Annotated in this window: 15 protein-coding genes; 9 read left to right on the top strand and 6 right to left on the bottom strand. The window is 67.8% G+C overall.

Annotated elements, in window-relative coordinates; genetic code table 11:
• Positions 1–9: 9 nt before the first annotated feature.
• On the bottom strand, positions 10–2,865 hold the full coding sequence (locus tag PSEK12I1_RS0106065) for a DUF748 domain-containing protein (protein WP_027600985.1): 2,856 nt from the start codon (positions 2,863–2,865) through the stop codon (positions 10–12).
• A gap of 430 nt (positions 2,866–3,295) precedes the next feature.
• On the opposite strand from PSEK12I1_RS0106065, the gene PSEK12I1_RS0106060 reads away from it, so the two are divergent.
• From PSEK12I1_RS0106060 to PSEK12I1_RS0106040, 5 genes are all read left to right on the top strand, one after another.
• The gene (locus PSEK12I1_RS0106060) at positions 3,296–4,249 is read left to right on the top strand and encodes a bestrophin family protein (protein WP_027600984.1); all 954 of its coding nucleotides are present in this window, start codon (positions 3,296–3,298) and stop codon (positions 4,247–4,249) included.
• A 251-nt stretch (positions 4,250–4,500) separates the two neighbouring features.
• Positions 4,501–5,805 carry an MFS transporter gene (locus tag PSEK12I1_RS0106055; protein WP_027600983.1) on the top strand — a complete coding sequence of 435 codons (1,305 nt, stop codon included), beginning with the start codon at positions 4,501–4,503 and terminating at the stop codon, positions 5,803–5,805.
• Position 5,806: 1 nt separating this feature from the next.
• Complete coding sequence (locus PSEK12I1_RS0106050) at positions 5,807–6,910, top strand: metallophosphoesterase (protein ID WP_027600982.1); 1,104 nt, start codon at positions 5,807–5,809, stop codon at positions 6,908–6,910.
• Positions 6,911–6,958: 48 nt separating this feature from the next.
• The gene (locus tag PSEK12I1_RS0106045) at positions 6,959–8,227 is read left to right on the top strand and encodes an arsenic transporter (protein ID WP_027600981.1); all 1,269 of its coding nucleotides are present in this window, start codon (positions 6,959–6,961) and stop codon (positions 8,225–8,227) included.
• Positions 8,228–8,305: 78 nt separating this feature from the next.
• Complete coding sequence (locus tag PSEK12I1_RS0106040) at positions 8,306–8,839, top strand: cytochrome b (RefSeq protein ID WP_027600980.1); 534 nt, start codon at positions 8,306–8,308, stop codon at positions 8,837–8,839.
• 139 nt (positions 8,840–8,978) lie between these two features.
• Here the strand turns inward: PSEK12I1_RS0106040 and PSEK12I1_RS0106035 are convergent, their stop codons facing one another.
• The gene (locus PSEK12I1_RS0106035; protein WP_027600009.1) at positions 8,979–9,911 is read right to left on the bottom strand and encodes a LysR family transcriptional regulator; all 933 of its coding nucleotides are present in this window, start codon (positions 9,909–9,911) and stop codon (positions 8,979–8,981) included.
• A gap of 164 nt (positions 9,912–10,075) precedes the next feature.
• Here PSEK12I1_RS0106035 and PSEK12I1_RS0106030 point away from each other — a divergent pair, with 164 nt between their 5' ends.
• Together PSEK12I1_RS0106030 and PSEK12I1_RS0106025 are read left to right on the top strand one after the other, a co-directional pair.
• Complete coding sequence (locus PSEK12I1_RS0106030; RefSeq protein ID WP_027600979.1) at positions 10,076–12,307, top strand: FUSC family protein; 2,232 nt, start codon at positions 10,076–10,078, stop codon at positions 12,305–12,307.
• A gap of 101 nt (positions 12,308–12,408) precedes the next feature.
• The gene (locus PSEK12I1_RS0106025; protein ID WP_027600978.1) at positions 12,409–14,841 is read left to right on the top strand and encodes a glucan 1,4-alpha-glucosidase; all 2,433 of its coding nucleotides are present in this window, start codon (positions 12,409–12,411) and stop codon (positions 14,839–14,841) included.
• A 30-nt stretch (positions 14,842–14,871) separates the two neighbouring features.
• Here PSEK12I1_RS0106025 and PSEK12I1_RS0106020 read toward each other — a convergent pair whose 3' ends face one another.
• Positions 14,872–15,324, bottom strand: coding sequence for a hypothetical protein (locus PSEK12I1_RS0106020; RefSeq protein ID WP_027600977.1), 453 nt, complete (start codon positions 15,322–15,324; stop codon positions 14,872–14,874).
• Positions 15,311–15,913, bottom strand: a complete 603-nt coding sequence (locus PSEK12I1_RS0106015) for a nucleotidyltransferase domain-containing protein (RefSeq protein ID WP_027600012.1) — start codon at positions 15,911–15,913, stop codon at positions 15,311–15,313. Before PSEK12I1_RS0106015 ends, PSEK12I1_RS0106020 begins: the two co-directional genes overlap by 14 nt.
• Positions 15,914–16,298: 385 nt before the next feature.
• On the opposite strand from PSEK12I1_RS0106015, the gene PSEK12I1_RS0106010 reads away from it, so the two are divergent.
• Positions 16,299–17,444: an acyltransferase gene (locus PSEK12I1_RS0106010; RefSeq protein ID WP_027600976.1), complete on the top strand. Its 1,146-nt coding sequence runs from the start codon at positions 16,299–16,301 to the stop codon at positions 17,442–17,444.
• Here the strand turns inward: PSEK12I1_RS0106010 and PSEK12I1_RS23585 are convergent.
• Both PSEK12I1_RS23585 and PSEK12I1_RS0106000 read right to left on the bottom strand, forming a co-directional pair.
• Positions 17,371–18,273 carry an NAD-dependent protein deacetylase gene (locus PSEK12I1_RS23585; protein WP_028700302.1) on the bottom strand — a complete coding sequence of 301 codons (903 nt, stop codon included), beginning with the start codon at positions 18,271–18,273 and terminating at the stop codon, positions 17,371–17,373. The genes PSEK12I1_RS0106010 and PSEK12I1_RS23585 overlap by 74 nt on opposite strands.
• A 103-nt stretch (positions 18,274–18,376) precedes the next feature.
• The gene (locus PSEK12I1_RS0106000; protein WP_027600015.1) at positions 18,377–18,826 is read right to left on the bottom strand and encodes a GyrI-like domain-containing protein; all 450 of its coding nucleotides are present in this window, start codon (positions 18,824–18,826) and stop codon (positions 18,377–18,379) included.
• 264 nt (positions 18,827–19,090) lie between these two features.
• Between PSEK12I1_RS0106000 and fdnG the strand changes: the two genes are divergently transcribed.
• Positions 19,091–22,156 (top strand): formate dehydrogenase-N subunit alpha, encoded by a 3,066-nt coding sequence (fdnG, locus tag PSEK12I1_RS0105990; RefSeq protein WP_155951399.1) that lies wholly within the window; start codon positions 19,091–19,093, stop codon positions 22,154–22,156.
• Positions 22,157–22,165: the final 9 nt, after the last annotated feature.

Here is a 22,165-nt window from a genome sequence, read left to right as displayed (position 1 = left end):
CCTGACCGGTCAGAGCACCCCGAGCTGCAACTGCGCGGCCGTGGGCGATTCGCCGGATTGGGCTTGAGTGCTGACGTCCAGCAGGTAGACCCGCTGGGCGTCCAGTTTCGCCGTGTCCACCAGGTAGGTCTTGATGGCGCCCGCGCGCTGCTGGGCCAGGCTGCGCAGGAGGCCGTCGTTGCCGCTCCAGGCTTCGAGCACCGCCTGGCGCAGGCGCGCCGTGCGGGTGGCATCGTCAAGACTATCCCATTCCTGCGGCGGTTGCGCCTGCAGTCGCAGGCGGTACAGGCCTTCCAGCAGGGGCGCGCGCATGTCGGCGGGCACCTGCAACTGGCTGGGATCGGCCGGGACCTTGTCGCCGCGGCGCTGCAGCAGGTTGAAGTACTGGGTCTGGAAGTCCTTTTCCAGCTGGTTGGCGGCCAGGGCGCGCCCGTCGCTGGCGGCGCCGGCATGCCCCTTGACCTCCACCGTCAGCTGCGGCCGCTGGCGCAGGGCCGCGGCCAGCTTGTCCAGCTCGCCGCGGGCCTGGGCCGAGAGGCTGGTGCTGCCGGGGGCGAAGTCGATGGCGCTGAGATCCGCCTCGTGCCCGCCGACCAGTCCCGCCAGCATGCGGAAGGGCGCCTGGACGGCGCGGCTGAGCACATTGCGCAGGGTCTGCCAGACCACCGGCATGACGCTGAAGTTGGGGTCGGCGAGATTGCCCGCCACCGGCAGGCGCAGGTCGATGCGACCGTGGCTGTCCTTGAGCAGGGCCACCGCCAGGCGCACCGGCAGGTCCACGGCGTCCTTGCTGTCCACCCGCTCGCCCAGTTCCAGCTGGTCGAGCACCACGTGGTTCTGCGCCTGCAGTTTGCCGTCGTCGATGCGGTATTGCAGATCCAGGTCGAGGCGCCCCTTGCGCACCGCGTAGCCGGCGAACTTGCCGGTATAGGGCGACAGGGTGGTGAGTTCGACCTGGCGGAAATAGGCGGTCACGTCCAGCTGCTGCAGGGGATCGAGGGGATCGAGGCGGCCCTTGATCTCCACTGGGGCGAAGCGATCGACCTTGCCGGCGAGGTGGATGTCGGCCGGCTTGGAGGCGGCGGTGTCCAGGGTGCCGATGCCGCCTTCCAGGGACTGGATGTTGGTGGCGAAGCCGGGCTTCAAGCTGTTGTCGGCGAAGTCGGCGCTGCCGTCCCTGATGCTCACCCCGCCGATGCGGATCTGCAGCGGTGGCGAGCTGTCCTTCGACTCGGTTTTCGGCTGGGGGACCAGCAGGGCGCTGAAGTTGTTGCTGAGGTCCTCGTTGATCACCAGGGTGCCATAGGGCTTTTCCAGGTCGATCCTGTCGATCACCAGCCGCTTGCCCAGTTCGAAGGCGATGCCCTGCACGTCCAGCCGCTGCCAGCGCATGAAGTCCTGCTGGTGCAGGGTGTCGAGCACATGCACCTGGGTGACCTGCGCCGCGCCGCTGACGGTGAGACCCAGGGGTTCGCCCGGGGCCAGGGCCACCTTGAGCCGGCTGGCCAGCTGGCCGCTGCGGATCTCCAGGCGCACATAGGGGCTGAGATAGGGCTGGGCCTGGCGCAGGTTGAGTTCGTCGATGCCGATGTCGAAGCTGCCCTGCAGCGGTGTCAGCGCCAGCTGGCCATCGGCGGTGATGCGCCCGCGATCACCCAGGGTGGTCTTGAGCGCCAGGTCGAAGGGCTTGCTGCCGGCGCTGTCGAAGCCTTTCACGGCCAGGTCCAGGCCACTGAAGTAGAGACTGGCCGGCTCCTGGGGCACGCGGTCCACCAGGTGCAGCTGGTTGTCGCTGAGCTGGGCGTCGTCGAGGCGCACGCGCCAGCCCGGGCCGCCGCTGCTCGGGGCGTCGCTGGCGGGGAACAGCTTCTGCCAGTCGAGCGTGCCGTCCTGCTCGCGATTGCCCCAGGCATCCAGGCCATTGCCGCGCAGGCGGGCGATGCTGACCTCGCGCTGCTGCAGATCCAGGGCGATGCCCTCGGCGGCCAGGCGCTTGAAGCTGGCCTTGGGTTCGGCGTTCACCGCCTGCACGGCGACGTCGTCCAGCGCCAGGCGGCCCTGGCTGAGCTGCAGTTGCAGGGTCTTGCTCAGGTCCAGGCGGTAGTGGGCGCTGGCTTCCAGGCGGCCCTTGCCCAGCGCCAGGGGCAACTGGTTGCGCACATAGGGCCACCAGGGCGCGAGGCTGACGCCCTTGAGGGTCAGGTCGCCTTCGCTGCGCAGCGGCAGGAGATCCAGGCTGCCCTTCCAGGTGAGCTGGCCGCCCTGGGCGGTGGTGGCGGTCAGTGCCAGCTGGCCGGGGGTGTCGCCGCTGCGGGTGCGGAACTCCTGCAGGGTGGCATCCAGGGGGGTGAAGGTGGCTTCCACCGGCTGGGCGCCTTGGGCGTCGAGGAAGTGCAGCCGGCCACCGACCAGGGCGATGCGCTCGATGTGCACCGGGAAGGGTTGACCCGGCTCCGTGGCGGCCGGCGTCGGCGTGACGGGGGTAGCGGGCTCGCTGCGCCAGAGCTGGGCCAGATTGACCTGGCCGCCCTTGGCGATGCGCAGATCGACCTGGGGCTGGTCGAGGCGCACCTCGGTCAGGTGCAGGGTGCGCCGCCAGAGGCTGTCCCACTGCAGGTCGGCCGAGAAGCCTTCGGCGGCGATTACAGGATGCTCAGTCGGGCCGATCAGCAGCTTTTCGGCGTGCAGCTGCAGGGTGAAGGGATTGAACCTCAGCGCCTGCAGACTGGCCGGCTGGGTGAGGCGCTCGGTCAGCGTCTGGTTGAGGTAGTGCAGGGCGAGGCGCGGTCCGACCAGGAATCCGAGCAGACTGTAGAGGGCCAAGAGCACGAGCAGCACGAGGCTCGCTTTCACAATTCTGGACATGCAGGCATCTGGGACGGCGAAGGTGTCCGGATTATGGCACGGCACCCCCGGCGACGAGGGCGCTGGCCGTCCCAAAAGCGCTGCTGGCTATGCGAGCCATCAGGGACACGACTACAGGAGCGGTTGCAGGATCGCTCACATTTTCGCCAACCCGGACGAGTGGAGCGGACGTACGACCGATCAGTGGTCAGGTGGATGGGAAGGCTTCTGGTAGAGGCGTCGGGGCCTTTGCCGAAGGCTCTAACACGGCACTTTGCCATGATCCGCCCGTCGCTCCAGATTAAGTTTGACTTAAGGACCGCCGACTAGTCTCGCGAACAGGTTGCATTCTCAGGGAGGGGAGGCGGTGACGGGCTCGACGGCTCGCGGCGTGACGACAGGACGGCCAGGGCAACCGCGAATCGAGAATCCGCGTCGCCGGGAGTAGCAGATGTCCAGTCCGATCCAGCTCCATTCCATCCAGAAGAAGATCCAGTTTCTGCGCACCACCTTCAGCTATGTCGGCTGGTCGCTGTTCGGTCTGCTGCTGTGGGACGTGGCGGTGACGGTGGACGCCATGCTGTTCGTCGACGATCGCTTCGACCTGCCGCTGACGCCCCTGACCCTGCTGTGCTCGGCGCTGGTGGTGCTGATCAGCTTTCGCAACAGCAGCGCCTATGCCCGCTGGTGGGAGGCCCGTACCCTGTGGGGCGCCATGGTCAACAGCTCGCGCAGCTTCGGCCGCCAGGTGCTGACCCTGATCGACGACCAGGGCAAGGCGCAGAACCGGGTCAAGGCGGTGCTCCTGCGTCGGCACATGGGCTATCTGCATGCCCTGCGCGCCCAGCTCAAGCGCCAGGATCCGGCCCAGGCGGCCGCGCCCTATCTGGCCCGTCATGAACTGGTGCTGGCCGAAGGCAGCCTCAACTTCGCCAACGACATCCTCGCCGGCACCGCCGAGCTGATCGCCAGCGAATACCGCCAGGGCCGGCTGGACAGCATCCGCCTGGCGCGGCTGGAAGAGACCCTGGTGGACATGTCCAACTGGCAGGGCGGCATGGAGCGTATCGCCAACACCCCCTTGCCCTATCCCTACGTCTGCTTTCCGCAGCTGTTCAGCTTCCTGTTCTGCATCGCCATGCCGCTGGGCCTGGTCTCCACCCTCGGCTGGTTCACTCCGCTGGTGTCCACCGTGGTCGGCTTCATGCTGCTGGCCCTGGAGCGCATCGGCAGCGATCTGCAGGCGCCCTTCGCCGACAGCCAGCACCAGATCACCATGGACAAGCTGTGCGCCACCATCGAGGCCAACCTGCTGTCGATGCTGCGGCCGCGCAGCGAAGAGGGCAGTGCGGTGGCCCTGGCCCAGCCCGAGGCCGACGCCGCACCGAGCCGACGGGTGGCCTGACCGGCGGCGTCAGCCGGGGAGAGCGGGGCAGGTGGGAAGGAAAACGTGCGGAAAGTCCCGCGCCAGAGGCATTTCTTTCGTGAGGGCACGGCACTAGCGCCGCTTCGTTCCGGTCACATTTTGCAATCTCCCCTGGCAGCGGTGGTTGGCTGGGGCCCAGCGGCGCTTGCCGTGGGTCGCTGGCGGGCCGGGGCGAGAGGTGCCGTGGGACCTGCGTCCCGCGACCTATATCTCGCTACGGATGCCCGCTCATGTCCGAAACCCGTCTCCCGACCGCCGGGGCCAGCGCCGAACCCTCGCGCCGCGCGCGCCATGCCCTGGATGCCCTGAACTTCACCCTGGCCGACGTCCGCGACGGCCTGGGCCCCTATCTCGCCATCTACCTGATCGCCGTGCGCGGTCCGGGGGAGGGTTGGAACGAGGCCACCGCCGGTTTCATCATGACCCTGGCCGGCATCGCCGGGCTGATCGCCCAGACCCCCGCCGGCGCCCTGATCGACCGCACCCGCCACAAGCGCCTCATGGTCGGCGTCGCCGCCCTGGTGGTGACCCTCTGCAGCGTGCTGCTGCCTTTCGTCTCCAATTTCTACGTGGTGGCGGCCACCCAGTCGCTGGCCCACGCCGCGGCGGCCATCTTCGCCCCGGCGCTGGCGGCCATCACCCTGGGCATCGTCGGACCCAAGGCCTTCACCAAGCACATCGGCCGCAACGAGGGCTTCAACCACGCCGGTAACGCCGTCTCGGCGGCCCTGGCCGGTGGCCTGGCCTATTTCTTCGGTCCCACCGTGGTGTTCTGGCTGATGGCGTTGCTGGCGGCGGCCTCCATCGTCGCCATCGTCCGCGTACCCCAGGACGAGATCGACGATGACCTGGCCCAGGGACTGGGCGAGGAAAACGGCGCCCGCGATGCCAAGCCGGTGTCGGCCTGGCAGGCGCTGCTGGCCAATCGCAAGCTGCAACTGCTGGCGCTGCTGGCCGCCATCTTCCACCTGGCCAATGCCGCCATGCTGACCTCGGTCGGCCAGCAGCTGACCCATATCGTCGGCAAGGACAGCGCCACCTCGCTGGTGGCCGTCTGCATCGTCGCCGCCCAGTGCGTGATGGTGCCGGTGGCCATCCTGGTGGGGCGCAAGGCCGATGCCTTCGGGCGCAAGCCGATCTTTCTCTTCGCCTTCGCCGTGCTGGCGATCCGCGGTGTGCTCTACACTTTTTCTGACAGCCCCTACTACCTGGTGGCGGTGCAGCTGCTCGATGGCATCGGCGCCGGGATCTATGGCGCCCTGATGCCGGTGATCGTCGCCGACCTGACCCGCGGCAGCGGACGCTTCAACGTCAGCCAGGGCGCCATCGCCACCGCCCAGGGGCTGGGTGCGGCCATCAGCGCCACCATCGCCGGGATCATCATCGTCCGCTTCGGCTATGCGGCGGCCTTCACCACCCTGGCCGCCATCGCCGCGGTGGGCTTCGTGCTTTATCTGCTGCTGATGCCGGAGACCCGCGACGAGCACGTCGCCGGAGAGGCGGCGCGTTCCACCGGTACTGTGGTGGGAGGCTGAGATGGCACGCCAGGATGATTTTCTCGCCTTCGCCCATATCGGCGACCTGCACCTGACCACCGCCGAGGCCGACAACGCCCGGGACCTGCAGACCCTCCTGCAGCGCCTGCGCGGGTGCACCGAACTGGATTTCGTCTATCTGCCCGGGGACAACGCCGACAACGGCACCGCGGAGCAGTATCGGCTGCTCAAGCGGCTGCTGGACGACTTTCCGCTGCCGGTAACGGTGATCACCGGCGACCACGACATGGAGGGCGGCGATCTCGGCCCCTTCTATGCCGAGTTGCAGGTGCCGCAACTGCCTTATTCCAGGGAGGTGGGCGGCGTGCGTTGCCTGTTCCTCGACATGTGCGGACCGGGCACCGGCGGCCCGGATTTCCGCCTTGGTAGCGAGCAGCTGCAGTGGCTGGAGCAGGAGTTGCACGAGGCGACCCGGCTGGAGCAGCGTTGCGTGGTCTTCATGCACAGCTATCCGGCGGACCTGCAGGGGCCCGGCGAAGCCGAGCGGGTGGCGCGGCTGCTGCACGAGGGCCCGGTGCGCCTGGTGGAGATCGGCCATACCCACTACAACGAACTGGCCCACGACGGCGGCGTGCTCTATGCCGCCTGCAGATCCACCGGCCAGATCGAGGAAGGCGGTGTAGGATTCGCGCTGGTCACCCTGGACGGTCCGGCGGTGAGCTGGCGCTTTCGCGAATTGCCCGACGGCTGGCCCTGGGTGCAGATCACCGCGCCCGGCGATCCCCGCCTGAACGGCGCTGGCGTGGCCGAGGGGCACGAGTGCCGAGTGCTGGTGCTGGGCGACGCCGACCTCTCCGCCTGCGAATGGCAGTGCGACGACGGCCCCTGGTGGCCGCTGCAGCCGTTGGGCAAGGGTCGCTACCAGGGCGATCGGTCAGTGCCGGAAGGGACGCGGCGGTTGCAGGTGCGGGTCAGGGACTCTCGCGGCGGCGAAGATATCGACCGGCTCGACCTGGACGGCGGTCACCGGCTGCTGGCGACGCCGGCCGACTGGGGTTCGGATCGCACCCAACTGGGTGAATGGCAGGCCAAGGGCGTGCTGGGGACCCAATTGGGACCCAATCGCAATGGCCGCAAATGGTGAGGTCGGCAGCGCCGACCTCGCGACTCGACTAGAAGGAACAGCGCTTTCATGGGGTCCATCGTCACCACTCCCCACGTCCTGACGTGGGTCATCGCCGCCCTGGCCACCCTCGGGGTGGTCTCGCGGCCCTTCGGTCTGCCGGAGGCGCTGTTCGCCGTGGCCGGTGCCGTGCTGCTGGCGCTGTTCGGCCTGTTGCCGCTGGACGGCGTCTGGCACGGCATCGCCAAGGGCACCGACGTCTATCTGTTCCTTATCGGCATGATGCTGCTGGCCGAGATCGCCCGCAAGGAAGGGCTGTTCGACTGGGTCGCCGGCCACGCGGTGCGCGCGGCGAAGGGCTCGGCGCTGCGGCTGTTCGCGCTGGTCTATGGCGTCGGTATCCTGGTCACGGTGTTTCTTTCCAACGACGCCTGCGCCGTGGTGCTGACCCCGGCGGTCTACTACGCCACCCGCGCGGCGAAGGTGAAGAATCCGCTGCCCTATCTGTTTTCCTGCGCCTTCATCGCCAACGCGGCGAGTTTCGTGTTGCCGATCTCCAACCCGGCCAACCTGGTGGTCTTCGCCGAGCACATGCCCGAGCTGAGCCGCTGGCTGGCGCTGTTCACGGTGCCGTCGATCCTGGCCATCGCCGCGACCTTCCTCACCCTCTGGGCGACCCAGGCCAAGGTCCTGCGCGCCGAGCGGCTGTCCGAAGGGGGCACGGTGGATGCGCTGCCCACCACCGGACGCATCGCCGGCTGCGGCCTGATCCTGACCATCCTGGTGCTGCTCGGCGCCTCGGCGCTGGATCTGGAGCTGGGTCTGCCGACCTTCCTGGCCGGCTTCGCCACCTTCCTGGTGGTGGTGGCCTGCAAGCGCGGCGGCGGCCTGGAATTGCTCAAGCACATCTCCTGGGGCGTGCTGCCGCTGGTGGCCGGACTGTTCGTGCTGGTGGAGGCCCTGGAGACCACCGGGGTGCTGCAGGCGCTGGCCAATCAGCTGCAGGCCGCCGCCCAGGCGACCCCGGAGCGCGCCGCCTGGGGCGCCGGGCTGCTGGTGGCCTTTGGCAGCAACCTGGTCAACAACCTGCCGGCCGGGCTGCTGGCCGGGGCGGCGGTGCAGGCCGCCCATGTCTCGGAAAAGATCGCCGGCGCCGTGCTGATCGGCATCGACCTCGGCCCCAACCTGTCCATCACCGGTTCCCTGGCGACCCTGCTATGGCTGGCCGCGCTGCGCCGCGAAGGGCTGTCGGTGAGCTTCTGGCAATTCCTCAAGCTGGGCGCCGTGGTGATGATCCCGGCGTTGCTACTGGCGCTGGCTGCGCTGATCCATCTCTGACGGACGGTCTCCAGGCGTAGCGGCGCTGCCGCTGCGCCTGGGGCACTATCGGGGTTCGTCCGCTACGGAGCATCGCCCATGGCCATCGCCCGCTATACCGGCTTCGCCCAGGCGCTGCACTGGCTGACCGTCGCCCTGCTGTGCCTGCTCTTACCCTTCGTCTGGGTGGCGGAAAACTTTCCGCCCGGTCCGGTGCGTACGCTCTGGTACCTGCTGCACGAATCCACCGGGATCTCGGTGTTCCTGCTGGTGCTGATCCGCCTGACCTGGCGCTGGCGGCATCCGGCGCCGCCGACCAATCCCCGCGACGGGCGCCTGCTGCGGCTGCTCGCCGGTCTCAATCACGGCCTGCTCTATGCCGTGCTGCTGCTGATGCCGGTGACCGGCTACCTGATGGCCGGCCAGGGCCAGCCGGTGCCGGTGTTCGGGTTGTTTTCCCTGCCGGGTTTTCCCCGGCATGAAGCCCTCGGCATCCTCGCCAATCGCATTCATGTGGCCGGTCAGTTCGCCGTCTATAGCCTGGTGCTGCTGCACGTGGCGGCGGTGGTCTGGCACGTGGCGATCCGCCGAGATGGGACGTTGGAACGGATGCTGCCCGAGCAACGCCTCTAGGTTCTGTACGAAAACTGCCTGCACTCGGTGATGCGTCGTTGAAAACCGCTTCGGAATGCTCATTTACCACACGTAAATTCCGCTTCCTCAGCGTTTTTCGCCTCGCCTGACCTTCGTTCGGCGACTTTTCGTACAGAACCTAGGCGCTGCCTTCCACCCGCTGCCGGTCACGCTCCAGCAGGGCTGGCAGGGTCTCGCGCAGGTGGTCCACCAGGGTGCGGATCTTGGCGTCGAGAAAGCGCCGCGAGGGATAGAGCGCATGGATGTCCAGGGCATAGAGCCGGTGCCCGGGCAGCACCCGTTGCAGGCGGCCACTGGTCAGACCCTCGACCGCGGCGTACAGCGGCAGGGCACCGATACCCAGGCCGCTGGCCACGGCCTCGGCCAGGGCGTCGGCGGTGTTGACCTGGAAGGGCGGTCGATCCACCGCCACCTCGGCCAGGCCCTCGGGCCCTTCCAGCAACCAGCGATCCGGCGCCATGGCGCGATTGACCAGCCGCAAGCAGCGGTGCCCGGTCAGCTCCGCCGGGGTGGTCGGTCGGCCCTGGCGTTCCAGGTAGGCAGGCGCCGCGCAGAGCACGCTGTGGGTGCTGCCCAGGCGCGCCGAATGGAAGGCCGAGTCCGGCAGGCCGTCGGCGAGGATCAGCGACAGGTCGTAGCCTTCCTTGAGGATGTCGGTGAAGGTGTTGGTCAGTTGCAGATCCAGGTCGACCTCGGGATAGCGTTCGCCATAGCTGGCCAGACTCTGGATCAGGTAGTGCTGGCCGAGGCCGGTCATGGTGTGGATGCGCAGCCGGCCGCGCGGCACGGCCAGGGCATGACGAGCCTCGGCGTCTGCTTCGTCGAGGTCGGCGAGGATGCGCTGGCAGCGCACCAGGTAGCGTTCGCCGGCCTCGGTCAGGCGCAACTGGCGGGTGGTGCGGTGCAGCAGCCGGGTCTGCAGGTGCTGCTCCAGCTGGCTGACCGCCCGGGAGACATAGGCGGTGGTGAGTTCCAGCTGGCGCGCGGCGGCGGTGAAGCTGCCGGTCTGGGCCACGCAGGCGAAGGCGCGCAGATTGAAGAGATGATCCATGGGCGGGGCAGGGCGGTGGAAAGGGCCATTGTGGGCCATTACCCGCCCGTTGGTTAACGCTCTTTGCTGTCGCACCCGGCTTAATCCGGACGGACCCGGCTTCCTAGAATGGCCGCCGAGGCGCCGCGTCTCGCCCCCTCCCGTCGATCCCGTCGTTGCCCAGCATGCCCCTCGCTTCGCCGTTGCCCCTGCGGCCCGCCCGCTCCATTCCGCGCCAACGCTGGCCCAGCCTGAATGCCTGGCGCCGCGCCGGCCGCGAGTGGGCGCGTACCGATGGCCAGACCTGGGCCTTCATCGCCAAGGCACTGCTGGCCGCGGCCCTGGCCCTGTGGCTGGCCTATCGCCTGGAACTGCCGCAACCGAGCACCGTGCTGGTCACCGTCTTCATCGTCCTGCAGCCGCAGAGCGGCCAGGTGCTGGCCAAGAGTTTCTATCGCATCCTCGGCAGCCTGGCCGGCCTGAGCTTTACCGTGGCCGCCATCGCCCTGTTCGCCCAGGAGCGGGTGCTGCTGCTCGGCGCCCTGGTGCTGTGGATCGGCTATTGCACCCGCGGGGCGGCGCGCTATCGCGACTTTCGCAGCTATGCCTTCCTGCTGGCCGGCTATACCGCCTGCTTGGTCGGGCTGCCGGCGGTGGCCCAGCCCCAGGGCGCCTTCTTGCAGGCGATCTGGCGGCTGCTGGAGATCGCCCTGGGCATCTGCTGCGCCGGGGTGGTGAGCGTGGCGATCCTGCCGCAGACCACCCGCGGCGTGCTGCGCCGCACCCTGGCGCAGCGCCTGCGCGACTTTCTCACCATGGCCCATGACGGCCTGCTCGGCCACCTCGACGCCGACCGCTTCGCTGCGCTCAGCGCCCGCTTCGCCGCCGATTCCGTGGGGTTCGAAAGCCTGCGCAGCGCCAGCGTCTTCGAAGAGCCCTATCTGCGGCGGCGCAGCGGGCGCCTGGCGGCCCTGGGCAATCGGCTCATGCTGCTCAACACCCGCTTTCATGCCCTTTACCAGTTGCTGGCGCGCCTGACCGAGCGGCCGCCGGCGGTGCGTCAGGCCCTGGCGCCCGCCCTGGAACTGATCGCCGCCGCCCTGGCACCGAGCCTGGGCCGACTACCGGAAGAGCGTGATCTGCGCCGGCTCAACGAGCGCCTGGCCGCGGAGCGCGAAACCTTGATGGCGGCGATCCGCGCCGGTCGTCAGCAACTGGCTCGCACGGCGCCTGCGGCCGAGGTCGACCGGCTCGACTACGACACCGCCGCCGAATTGCTCTATCGCTTCGCCGAGGATCTGCATCTGCTGCTGAATACCCAGCTGGAGCTGGACCTGCCGACCAGCACCGCGCCCAAGACGCGCGAGACCTTCACGCCGCTCGCCAGTCGCGCGGTGGCCTGGATGGCCGGGGTGCGCAGCGCCCTGGTGGTGCTGGGCGTAGGGCTGTTCTGGATCGAGACCGCCTGGCCGAGCGGCGCGGCCTGCACCCTGGCGGCGGCGCTGATCTCGGCGCTGGCCTCCACCTCGGCCGATCCGCGCCGCTATTGCCTGCAACTGGCCGGTGGCACCCTGGTCGGGGCCCTGGCCGGCGGGCTGCTGCAATTCCAGGTGCTGCCCTGGATCGACGGATTCGCGCTATTGCTGCTGGTGCTGGCGCCGGTATTCACCGCCGGCGCCTGGCTGATCACCCGGCCACGCCTGGCCGGCTATGGCACCGGGTTGATGGTCTGGTTCTGCTCGGCGGCCCTGCCGGGCAATCTGCCGCGCTACGACGCCGATCTCTTCTGCAACACCTACCTGGCTTACCTCGTGGCCTGCGGCGTGGCGGTGGTGGCCGTCAGCGTGCTGCTGCCGCCCAGCCAGCCCTGGGTCTGGCGGCGGCTGGAGGCTGCCCTGCGCGAGCGCCTGGTCCACGCCATAGGCGCGCCCCTGGCCGGTCTGAGTGGCCGCTTCGATTCCGGCCTGCGCGATCTGCTCAACCAGGTGCAGGTGCTCACCGTGGGCCAGTCGCTGGTGCAGCGGCAGCTGCTGCGCTGGACCTTTCTCAGTCTGGAACTGGGCCACGCCATCATCGAGTTGCGCCTGGAACAGGCCGCGCTGCCGCCCTTGCCCTGGTATCGCGAACAGCGCGCCTGGCGCCTGGCGATCCGCGCCCTGGGTCGGGCACTGGTGCGGCTGGCTCGCCAGCCCGATGCCGCCAACCTGGCCCGCGCCCTGGGCGCCGTGGACCAGGCCATCCTGCTGGCGCACCAGGCCCAGCGCCACCTGGAGCCCACGCCGGGCGACTTCGACCGGTCGCCGCTGCGGCGCATCGCCAGCTACCTGCACGTCATCCGCACCTCGCTGCTGGCGCCGGATTCGCCTCTGGCCGGGCATCTGCCGCAGGCCCGGCCACCGGCGCGCGACGAAGGCTAGCCAGCAGCCGGCCAAAATCCGACTAGGCTTACGGACGGGGAGGGCCAGCAGGCCCTCTGCCATGCGACTTTCGGCACAACCAGAACAAGGCCCGCCTGCCCATGCCCGTCCGCTTCGTCCGTCCGCTGTTCTGTTCCGCCAGTTTTCTCCTGACGCCCCTGGCGTCTGCCCTGGAAGCCCCGGGCGCCCCCGGCGCCGCACCCTTCTGGTCCTATTCCGGCAAGACCGGCATCGGCACCAGCTACGAGGCCTATCGCGATGGCGCCTACAGCGACCAGGCCAGTACCGGCCGCGTCTCGCGGGTCTGGTTCTCCCTGGCCCAGGGCGTGGTCACCGAGACCATGCAGGGCCTCATCCACGAGGCGCAGCTGCGCGAGATGCAACTGGTGATCCGCGGCCCGGACTTCACCCACCTGGAACGCGACGACACCGACAGCCGTATCGAATACCTGGCCACCGACGCCGCCGGCCGGCCCACCTCGCTGGCCTACCGGATCGTCAATCGCGACCGCCAGGGCCGCTACGAGATCGAGAAGCACGTCTTCACCGACCCGGACCAGGACACCCTGGTCATGCGCGTCATCTTTCGCAGCCAGGACCCGCGCATCCAGCCCTATCTCTATGTCGATCCGGCGCTGGCCAACAGCGGCAGCCATGATCGCGCGGCGGTGAAAGGCGCGGTGCTCTACGCCAGCGAAGGCCAGCACGCCTTGGTGGTGAAGGCCAGCCAGCCGCTGCAGACACCCACCGTGGGTTTCGTCGGCAGCTCCGACGGCCTCGACGACCTGCGCCGCAACGGCAAGCTGACCCAACTCTACAGCAGCACCGGCGACCAGGCCGGCAATGTCGCCATGCTGGCCAAGCTGCCGCTCAAGGGCGCCGAGACCACCCTGGACGTGGTGGTGGGCTTTGGCGCCAATCCGCGCCAGGCCGAGGCGGCGGCCGATGCCACCCTGGCCCGCGGCTATCAGAAGGTGCTGGCCCACTATAACGGCGAGGGCGACGCCATCGGCTGGCAGGACTACCTCGCCAGCCTCGATCAGCTGCCGCGCCTGCAGGCCCAGGCCGGCGACGGCGGCAAGCTGGTCAACGCCAGCGCCCTGGTGCTCAAGGCCCAGGAAGATAAGACCCACGCTGGCGCCCTGATCGCCTCGCTGTCCAACCCCTGGGGCGAGACGGTGCCGGCGGCCAAGGGCACCACCGGCTACAAGGCGGTCTGGCCGCGCGACTTCTACCAGTGCGCCATGGCGCTGCTGGCGCTGGGCGACCGGCAGACGCCCAAGGTCGCCTTCAGCTACCTCAAGCAGGTGCAGGTGGACGCCAACACCGCGCGCAAGCCGGCCGACAGCTCCGCCTTCATCCACCAGCAGAAGCAGGGCGACGAGGTCCGCGCGCCGGGCGCCACCGGCTGGTTCCTACAGAAGACCCATGTCGACGGCACCATCGAATGGGTGGGCGTGCAACTGGACCAGACCGCCATGCCGATCATGCTCGGCTATCGCCTCTGGCAGGGTGGCCTGCTGGGCGATGCCGAGATCGATCGCTGGTATCGCGACATGCTCCGGCCCGCGGCGGATTTCCTCGCCCGCGACAGCCAGGTCAACCTGGGCTGGAACACCTGGCAGGTCAAGCCGCCGCAGACCCAGCAGGAGCGCTGGGAAGAGCAGTGGGGCTATTCACCGTCCACCACCGCGGCAGTGATCGCCGGTCTCGCCACGGCGAGCGAACTGGCACGCCACGCCGGCGACGAGGCCAATGCCAGCCGCTACCGCGACACCGCGCGGCGCTATTCGAGCCAGGTGGAAAAGACCATGGCCACCACCCAGGGCAGCCTGGGCGCCGGCAACTATTACCTGCGCATCACCCAGAACGAGGATCCCAACGACAAGGGCAAGCTGGTGGACAACAACAGCCGCCCGGGCCTGCCGGAAGACCAGGTGCTGGACGCCGGTTTCCTCGAACTGGTGCGCTACGGCGTGCGTCCGGCCGGTGATCCCCTGGTGCAGAAGAGCCTGGCGGTGCTGGACGACGAGGGCCTGCCGGAGGATCTGCGGGTCAAGTACAGCTTCCAGTACCCGGGAGTGCAGGGCACCTTCCCCGGCTGGCGCCGCTACGGCAACGACGGCTATGGCGAGAGCGAAAGCTCCGGCATCAACTTCCCGGCCACCGAGCAGCCGGTGCCCAACTCCGGACTGCGCGGCCGGGTCTGGCCGATCTTCACCGGTGAGCGCGGGCACTACGAGCTGGCGCGCCTGGTCCTGCAGGGCAAGCCGGATGCGGCGGCGCTCGGCAAGCTGCGCGACACCTACGTCCGCGGCCTGGAGCTGTTCGCCAACGCCGGCCTGATGCTGCCCGAGCAGGTCTGGGACGGCGTGGGCGACAACCGGCGCCACGGCTACACCAAGGGGCAGGGCACCGATTCGGCGACGCCGCTGGCCTGGTCCCACGCCGAATACGTCAAGCTGCTGCGCTCCATGGCGGACGGCCAGGTGTGGGATCACTACCCGGTGGTGGCGCGGGCACTGGCGCCCTGAGTAAGGAATGCTGCCGGGTCGCGAGCGCCGTCAGGGCTCGCGACCCGGCAGCAGGTCGGGTCGTTGTTGCTCCAGCCATAGTACGATCTGCTGGAGCAGGGTTTCAGCCTGCCGTAATGCCTCTTCGGCCATCGAGTCGCTGACCAAGTCGCCCGAGTAGTCGATGACATTGCGTTGCTTCCGCAGGGTGTCCAGTACCAGCATCGTTGGCGTAGCGAGACCTATGGTCCGGGGCAAGGACTGGATCATGGTCTGATGATGGCCAGGGCGACTGGTCAGGGTGCGATAGCCATTGGCCTGAAGCGCTGCATTGGCGCCCTGCATGATCGCCTTGTAGGCCAGATCGAAGCGGCTTTCACTGCTCAGCGTCGGCAGGCGGGCGTCCGTCAGGCTACGCTGCGCTGCCTCCAGCAGGCGCCGGATACCTGCCGAATCCGGCGTAATCGCTTCGAGACTTTTGCCAATCAAATTATCCAGGGTCATCTGTCCATCCTTGTGACAGTTCGCCAGCGTCGCCTATGACGAACAGCTTGGGCTTTTCTAGCAGATCCGTGACGAAGGCTCCCCCTTCCGCCAACAGCTTCTGCCATTCCTCTTGCCGGTATACCTTGGGATTGATCTCGCGGCCAAGCCTTTCCTGGCAGGGGTAAAGGGCCGCCACTACTTCACCGAAGGTCACGGTGCCCAGGATCATGAGGTCTATATCGCTTCCACTGTTCGCCTTGCCGCTGGCCATCGAGCCGAAGACGAAAGCTGCTTCTATCCGGTCTGCAACAAGGCCCAATGCCTCGGCCAGGATGTCGGTAAGGCCACTGGTCTTGCGCAGAATGCTCGCCAGCTCTTCGAAGATCGGGCAGTCCGGATTGGCACGGTAGTGCTGCTGATTACCCACGCGCGTTTTCACGGCCAGACCCGCCGAGACTAACTTGACGAGTTCGCGGCTGAGGGTACCGGACTGGGTCTCGGTCAATCGCGCGATTTCACGCTGGTGATAGCTACTATCCGGATGGAGCAGCAGCAGCGCCAAGACCTTGCGGCGATAGTCGGGAAAAAGGACGGACGCGAGTGACATCGAAAACCTTATTGCTGCCTTTTAGGCTGCAATTGAAGCTTAAAAGGCAGCAATCATCCAGCACTACCATGCCTCAAACGATCAGTTGGATGCCTAACCGACAAGCGGTAGATCTCTGCTATAGCCAGTGCCAGAGCCTGTTTTACCTTTGATCGCTCAGGGAACGCCTGTAACAAGACTTGTCTGATGGGCGTTCTCGCGCTTTCCTGAGGCGGCGGATCCTTCCGCTCGCCGCTGTTCTCCTCCCTTTCCGGTCCCTCTGCCCTCGGTCGCGTACCGCGCGGTAGCGTGCCCGGCTGTCGCGCTTTTCTCTCGCTCGCTCCGGCGACCGCTCCGGTGGTCTGGGGGCGGGTCTTTGCCGGTTCCTGTCAAGAAGGTCACGGATATGACTGACGTCGCTCTCCCCATCGCCCTCTACCTGGGCACCCTGGTGCTGCTGGCCTTCGCCTTGCGCCGCAGCCCGCTGCTGACCGAGGAGACCCTGGCGCGCTCCTCGCCGCTGGATGCCCTGCGCGGCATCCTCGCCACCGCCGTGGTCTGCCTGCATTTCGTGCTGACCTATCACCTCAAGGCCGAGGGCCAGTGGCGCGAACCCGACAGCGACCTGCTCTACAACATGGGCGTGGTACCGGTCTCGCTGTTCTTCATGATCACCGGCTACCTGTTCTTCGGAAAGGTCTATCGCCGCACGCCGGACTGGGGCGAGCTGCTCCGTTCGCGGGTGCTGCGGGTGATGCCGCTGTATCTCTGCGTGGTGGCCGTGGTGGTGCTCTTCACCCTGATCCGCACCCACTTCGTCATCGCCGACGGCCAGCGCTTCATGCTCGAGCTGCTCAGCTGGGAGCTGTTTTCCGGCTTCAGTCTCAACGGCCTGGAGGAGAGCGGCTGGATGACCGCCGGCGCCCACTGGACGCTGCGCTACGAGGCGCTGTTCTACCTGGCCCTTCCGCTCATCGCCGCGCTGTTCAATCGTCGTGGCTTCGGCCTGCCGTTGCTGGTCTCGGCGCTGCTGGTGGGCGGCCTGGTCGCCGCCGGCTATCACTACCACGTGCTGGGCGCGCGCTTCGGCCTGCTGTTCCTGCTGGGATTCCTGCCGGTGTTCGTCAAGGTCCATCGGCCGGCGTTGCTGGCACGTTTGCGCACGCCCCTGGTGGCCGCGCTGTCGCTGGCGCTGGTGGCCTATGCCATGACCCAGCCGGACTACAACCTCAGGCAGATGCTGGCGCTGGCGCTGCCCTTCGCCGCCATGGCCAGCGGTAACGACCTCTTCGGCCTCCTGCGCAGTCGCGGCCTCAAGGTGCTGGGCGAGATCAGCTACAGCCTCTACCTCACCCATGGCCTGCTGCTCTATGGCCTCTTCACCCTGCTCAACCTGGGGTCGGTCGAGGTCCTGGGTACGGTCGGCTTCATGGCCCTGCTGCCACCGGTGCTGGTGCTCGCCTGCCTGCTGTCGATGCTCAGCTACCGCTGGATCGAGCGTCCGCTGATGCACCTGGGCCGGGCGCCACGGCCTCGGCAAGTGCCGGCCTAAGCGCCGGCGCCGCCCCGGGATACTCCAGCAGAAAGGCCAGTGCCTGGGCGCAGGAGGCTTCCACCTTGAGCGCGAGCAGGTCGTCCGCGCGGGTGCGGCCATAGCCCAGGGCGGCGATGGGCAGGCCGGCGCGAGCCGCGGCCTGGGCGAAGCGAAAGCCGGAATAGACCATCAGCGACGAGCCCACCACCAGCAGCGCATCGGCGCGGCCCAGGTGGGCGAAGGCGCGCTCCACCCGCGCACCGGGCACGTGCTCGCCAAAGAACACCACGTCCGGCTTGAGCAGGGCGCCGCAGCGCGGGCAGTCCGGCACGCGAAAACTCATGAAGTCCACGCCTTCCAGATCGGCATCGCCATCCGGCGCGGTAGCCGCGTCCAGCTGCAGCCAGTCGCCATTGAGTTCGCCCAGCCACTGCTGGAATTCCTGGCGCGGCAGGCGCAGCTCGCAACCCAGGCAGCGGATCTGGTCGAGGCGCCCGTGCAGGTCGATCACCGCCTCGCTGCCGGCGGCCTGGTGCAGCCGATCGACGTTCTGGGTCAGCAGCATCTCCACCTGGCCGCGCCGCTCCAGGGCCGCCAGGGCCTGGTGGGTGGCGTTGGGCCGCGCCTGGCAGAAACGCGGCCAGCCGATCAGGCTGCGGGCCCAGTAGCGGCGGCGCAACAATTCGTCACCGACAAAGGCCTGCAGGGTGACCGGTTGCGGGCGCTTCCAGGCGCCGTCGCGGTCGCGGTAGTCGGGAATGCCGGAATCGGTGCTGCAACCGGCACCGGTGAGCAGAAAGATCCGCTCGTGCCGGGCGATGAAGGATTGGAGCTCGGGCAGGGACATCGTGCACCTGGGGTTGCGGGCGATATCCCCAGCTTGGAAAGGGTTATGCCGGGAGGCAAGCCGCAGCTGACGAACGTCCTGTCCGCGCTGCGGCGAGCGGCCTCTAGAAGACCGGCACGTAGATGTAGATCTGCGAATCCTGGGCATCCACCCCGGTGAAGGCCTCGGTGTAGTGCTCGAAGCAGGCGCCCGGGCGGGGTTGTAGGCCACGGGCGGGAAGCAGCTCGGCGAACAGCCGGCCCAGGCTCTTGGCCACGCTCGGCGCGGTGCCCAGGTGCACGTAGCGGGCGTAGCGGCCTTCCGGCAGTTCCTGGCGCACCATGCCGGCGGGCAGGGGGGCGCCCGGGGTGGTGGCCACCGCGGCCAGGTAGTGCATGGTGCCGGCCTGGCGCCAGCTCAGGCCATACCATTCGGCGTCGCCCTCGCGCCCGGTGATCTCCCCGGCGCGGTCGGCGAAGCGCCGCCAGAGGGCGGCGATGTCTTCGCCCTGGCCAGGCTCGAACAGCAGACCGGTCACTTCCAGGGCGGGATGGTCGACGATTTCCAGCGACATGGGACAGACTCTCTCGAAGATGCGATGAAGGCCGTCACCTTACTCCAGCGGCGCGCGGCGGTCAGCCGGGGCGGCCATCGGACGAAAGGTCGCAGCCGCCGCCAGGCCCTGCCGCAGACCCTGCCAGGTCCTCTTGCCGCTTCGCTAAAACACTGATTTTGAATGATTTTTCGACGAAGAAAGACGACGCTTCGCTCGAACTGCCAGGCCCGGCTCAGGACGAAGTCCTACCGTGATGTGCCTGGAGTTACCCAAGAAATGTCGATCAAGGTATCGCGCCGCAACTTCCTCAAACTCAGTACGGCGGGGGTCGCCACCTCGAGCATGGCCATGCTCGGCTTCGCCCCGGAACCGGCACTGGCGTCCATCCGCTACTACAAGCTCGCCGCCGCCAAGGTGACGCGCAACACCTGCACCTACTGCTCGGTGGGTTGCGGCATGCTGCTCTACAGCCGCGGCGATGGCGGCATCAACACCGTCAGCGACATCTACCACGTCGAAGGCGATCCGGATCATCCGGTCAGTCGCGGTTCCCTCTGCCCCAAGGGCGCCGGGGTGCTGGACTTCATCAAGAGCGAATCGCGCCTCTCCCATCCCGAGGTCCGCGAGCCGGGCAGCAACGAGTGGAAGCGCATCAGCTGGAACGAGGCGCTGGATCGCATCGCCCGCTACATGAAGGAGGACAGGGACAAGAACTTCGTCACCCATGACGCCGATGGTCATCTGGTCAACCACTGGATCACCACCGGCTTCCTGGCGGCATCGGCCTGTTCCAACGAGACCGCGTACCTCACCCAGAAGGTGATCCGCAGCCTCGGCATGCTGGCGATCGACAACCAGGCGCGCGTGTGACACGGACCGACGGTGGCAGGTCTTGCCCCTTCGTTCGGCCGCGGTGCCATGACCAATCACTGGGTCGACATCCGCAACGCCAATCTCATCCTGTCCATGGGCGGCAACTCGGCCGAGGCGCACCCGGTGGGCTTTCGCTGGATGGTGGAGGCCAAGGAAAAGAACAACGCCAAGCTGATCACCATCGATCCGCGCTTCACCCGGACCTCGGCGGTGGCGGACTACCACGCCTATATCCGCACCGGGACCGACATCGTCTACCTGGGCGGGCTGATCAACTTCCTGCTCACCACGGACCAGATCCAGCATGAGTACGTAAGGGCCTACACCGACGTCGCCCTCATCGTGAAGGAGGACTACGGCTTCCACGACGGCCTCTTCTCCGGCTTCGGCGAAGACAAGCGTCGCGCCTACGAGAAATCCAGCTGGAGCTACGAATTCGACGAGCGCGGCATGGTGAAGGAAGACCCGACCCTGCAGCACCCGCGCTGCGTCTACCAGTTGATGAAGGCGCACTACAGCCGCTACACCATCGAGCTGGTGGAACGCGTCTGCGGCATGCCGCGCGAGCAGATCCAGACCACCTGGGACATGATCGCCGAGACGGCACGCCCCGAGCGCACCATGAGCATCCTCTACGCCCTGGGCTGGACCCAGCATTCCATCGGCGCCCAGATCATCCGCACCGCCTCCATGGTGCAGCTGCTGCTGGGCAACATCGGCATGCTCGGCGGTGGGGTCAACGCCCTGCGCGGCCACTCCAACATCCAGGGGCTGACCGACCTGGGCCTGCTCTCCAACCAGTTGCCGGGCTATCTCTACCTGGCCTCCCACGAGGAGCAAGAATACCGCGACTACATCAAGCGCCGCGCCAAGCAGCCCCTGCGCGAAGGCGAGGTCTCCTACTGGAAGTACTACGAGCGCTTCCACGTCAGCCTGATGAAGGCCTGGTTCTCCGAGGCGGCGACCAAGGACAACGACTGGTGCTACGACTGGCTGCCCAAGCTCAGCGAGCCGCTCTACGACGTCCTGCACACCTTCGAGCGCATGCACCACGGCGAGATCACCGGCTACTTCTGCCAGGGCTTCAACCCGCTGGCCTCCTTCCCGGACAAGAACAAGGTCAGCCAGGCGCTGAGCAAGCTCAAGTACCTGGTGGTGATGGATCCGCTGGCCATCGAGACCGCCGAATTCTGGCAGAACCACGGCGAACTCAACGACGTGGATCCGAGCCAGATCCAGACCGAGGTGTTCCGCCTGCCCACCACCTGCTTCGCCGAGGAGAACGGCGCCATCGTCAACAGCTCGCGCTGGCTGCAGTGGCACTGGCGCGCCGCGCCGCCGCCGGGCGAGTCGCGGCCGGACGTGGCCATCCTCGCCGGGCTGTTCCATCGCCTGCAGCAGATGTATCGCGACGAGGGCGGCGCCTTCCCCGATCCCATCCTCAATCTCACCTGGCCCTACAGCAATCCGGAGGAGCCCAATCCCGAGGACATCGCCCAGGAATACAACGGTCGCGCTCTGGCCGATCTGCCCGGGCCGAACGGGACCATTTCCCACAAGCGTGGCGAACTGCTCGACGACTTCGGCTTCCTCGCCGACGACGGCAGCACCACCTGCGGCTGCTGGATCTATTCGGGCTCCTACAACCGCCAGGGCAACAACATGGACCGGCGCGACAACGCCGATCCCTACAACATCGGCATGACCCTGGGCTGGGCCTGGTCCTGGCCGCTCAATCGCCGCATCCTCTACAACCGCGCCGGCGCCCGGCCGGACGGCACCTCCTGGGCGCCGGAAAAGCGGCTGATCTGGTGGAACGGCGAACGCTGGGCCGGCGCCGACATCCCCGACTTCCCCTGGACCTCGCCACCCTCGGCCAAGGCCGGGCCCTTCATCCTCAACCAGGAGGGCGTCGCGCATTTCTTCGGCGGCAGCCTGCTGGCCGAGGGGCCCTTCCCGGAGCACTACGAGCCCTTCGAGTCGCCGCTGGACCACAACCCGCTGCACCCGGACAACCCAAGGGCCAAGAACAACCCGGCGGCGCGGATCTTCCCGGGCGATCGGGCGCGGCTGGGCACCCGCGAGGAATTCCCCTATGCGGCCACCACCTACCGGCTGACCGAGCACTTCCACTTCTGGACCACCCATGCGCGGCTCAACGCCATCGCCCAGCCGGAGAAGTTCGTCGAGATCGGCGAGGACCTGGCGACCGAGCTCGGCATCAAGGCCGGCGACTGGGTCAAGGTCAGCTCCAAGCGCGGCTACATCAAGGCGGTGGCGGTGGTGACCAAGCGCATGCACGGGCTGCAGGTGGAGGGGCGCACCGTGCACCACATCGGCATCCCCATCCACTGGGGCTTCAAGGGCGTCACCCGCCCCGGATTCCTCACCAACACCCTGACCCCCTACGTGGGCGACGCCAATACCCAGACACCGGAATTCAAGTCGTTCCTGGTGAACGTGGAAAAGGTCTGAGGGAGGTTC

This window comes from Pseudomonas sp. MOIL14HWK12:I1, assembly GCF_000510705.1.
Taxonomy (GTDB): domain Bacteria; phylum Pseudomonadota; class Gammaproteobacteria; order Pseudomonadales; family Pseudomonadaceae; genus Chryseomonas; species Chryseomonas oryzihabitans.
The sequence above is the reverse complement of the archived record's forward strand: the minus strand, read 5'-3'. Positions and strand labels throughout refer to the sequence as shown.

What these genes read in the sequence shown, in the direction of transcription:
- PSEK12I1_RS0106065 (WP_027600985.1), bottom strand. Translation starts at nt 2,865, where the DNA reads ATGTCCAGAATTGTGAAAGCGAGCCTCGTGCTGCTCGTGCTCTTGGCC.
- PSEK12I1_RS0106040 (WP_027600980.1), top strand. Translation starts at nt 8,306, where the DNA reads ATGGCCATCGCCCGCTATACCGGCTTCGCCCAGGCGCTGCACTGGCTG.
- PSEK12I1_RS0106000 (WP_027600015.1), bottom strand. Translation starts at nt 18,826, where the DNA reads ATGTCGCTGGAAATCGTCGACCATCCCGCCCTGGAAGTGACCGGTCTG.
- PSEK12I1_RS23585 (WP_028700302.1), bottom strand. Translation starts at nt 18,273, where the DNA reads ATGTCCCTGCCCGAGCTCCAATCCTTCATCGCCCGGCACGAGCGGATC.
- PSEK12I1_RS0106025 (WP_027600978.1), top strand. Translation starts at nt 12,409, where the DNA reads ATGCCCGTCCGCTTCGTCCGTCCGCTGTTCTGTTCCGCCAGTTTTCTC.
- PSEK12I1_RS0106055 (WP_027600983.1), top strand. Translation starts at nt 4,501, where the DNA reads ATGTCCGAAACCCGTCTCCCGACCGCCGGGGCCAGCGCCGAACCCTCG.
- PSEK12I1_RS0106030 (WP_027600979.1), top strand. Translation starts at nt 10,076, where the DNA reads ATGCCCCTCGCTTCGCCGTTGCCCCTGCGGCCCGCCCGCTCCATTCCG.
- PSEK12I1_RS0106010 (WP_027600976.1), top strand. Translation starts at nt 16,299, where the DNA reads ATGACTGACGTCGCTCTCCCCATCGCCCTCTACCTGGGCACCCTGGTG.
- PSEK12I1_RS0106060 (WP_027600984.1), top strand. Translation starts at nt 3,296, where the DNA reads ATGTCCAGTCCGATCCAGCTCCATTCCATCCAGAAGAAGATCCAGTTT.
- PSEK12I1_RS0106050 (WP_027600982.1), top strand. Translation starts at nt 5,807, where the DNA reads ATGGCACGCCAGGATGATTTTCTCGCCTTCGCCCATATCGGCGACCTG.
- PSEK12I1_RS0106015 (WP_027600012.1), bottom strand. Translation starts at nt 15,913, where the DNA reads ATGTCACTCGCGTCCGTCCTTTTTCCCGACTATCGCCGCAAGGTCTTG.
- PSEK12I1_RS0106045 (WP_027600981.1), top strand. Translation starts at nt 6,959, where the DNA reads ATGGGGTCCATCGTCACCACTCCCCACGTCCTGACGTGGGTCATCGCC.
- PSEK12I1_RS0106020 (WP_027600977.1), bottom strand. Translation starts at nt 15,324, where the DNA reads ATGACCCTGGATAATTTGATTGGCAAAAGTCTCGAAGCGATTACGCCG.
- PSEK12I1_RS0106035 (WP_027600009.1), bottom strand. Translation starts at nt 9,911, where the DNA reads ATGGATCATCTCTTCAATCTGCGCGCCTTCGCCTGCGTGGCCCAGACC.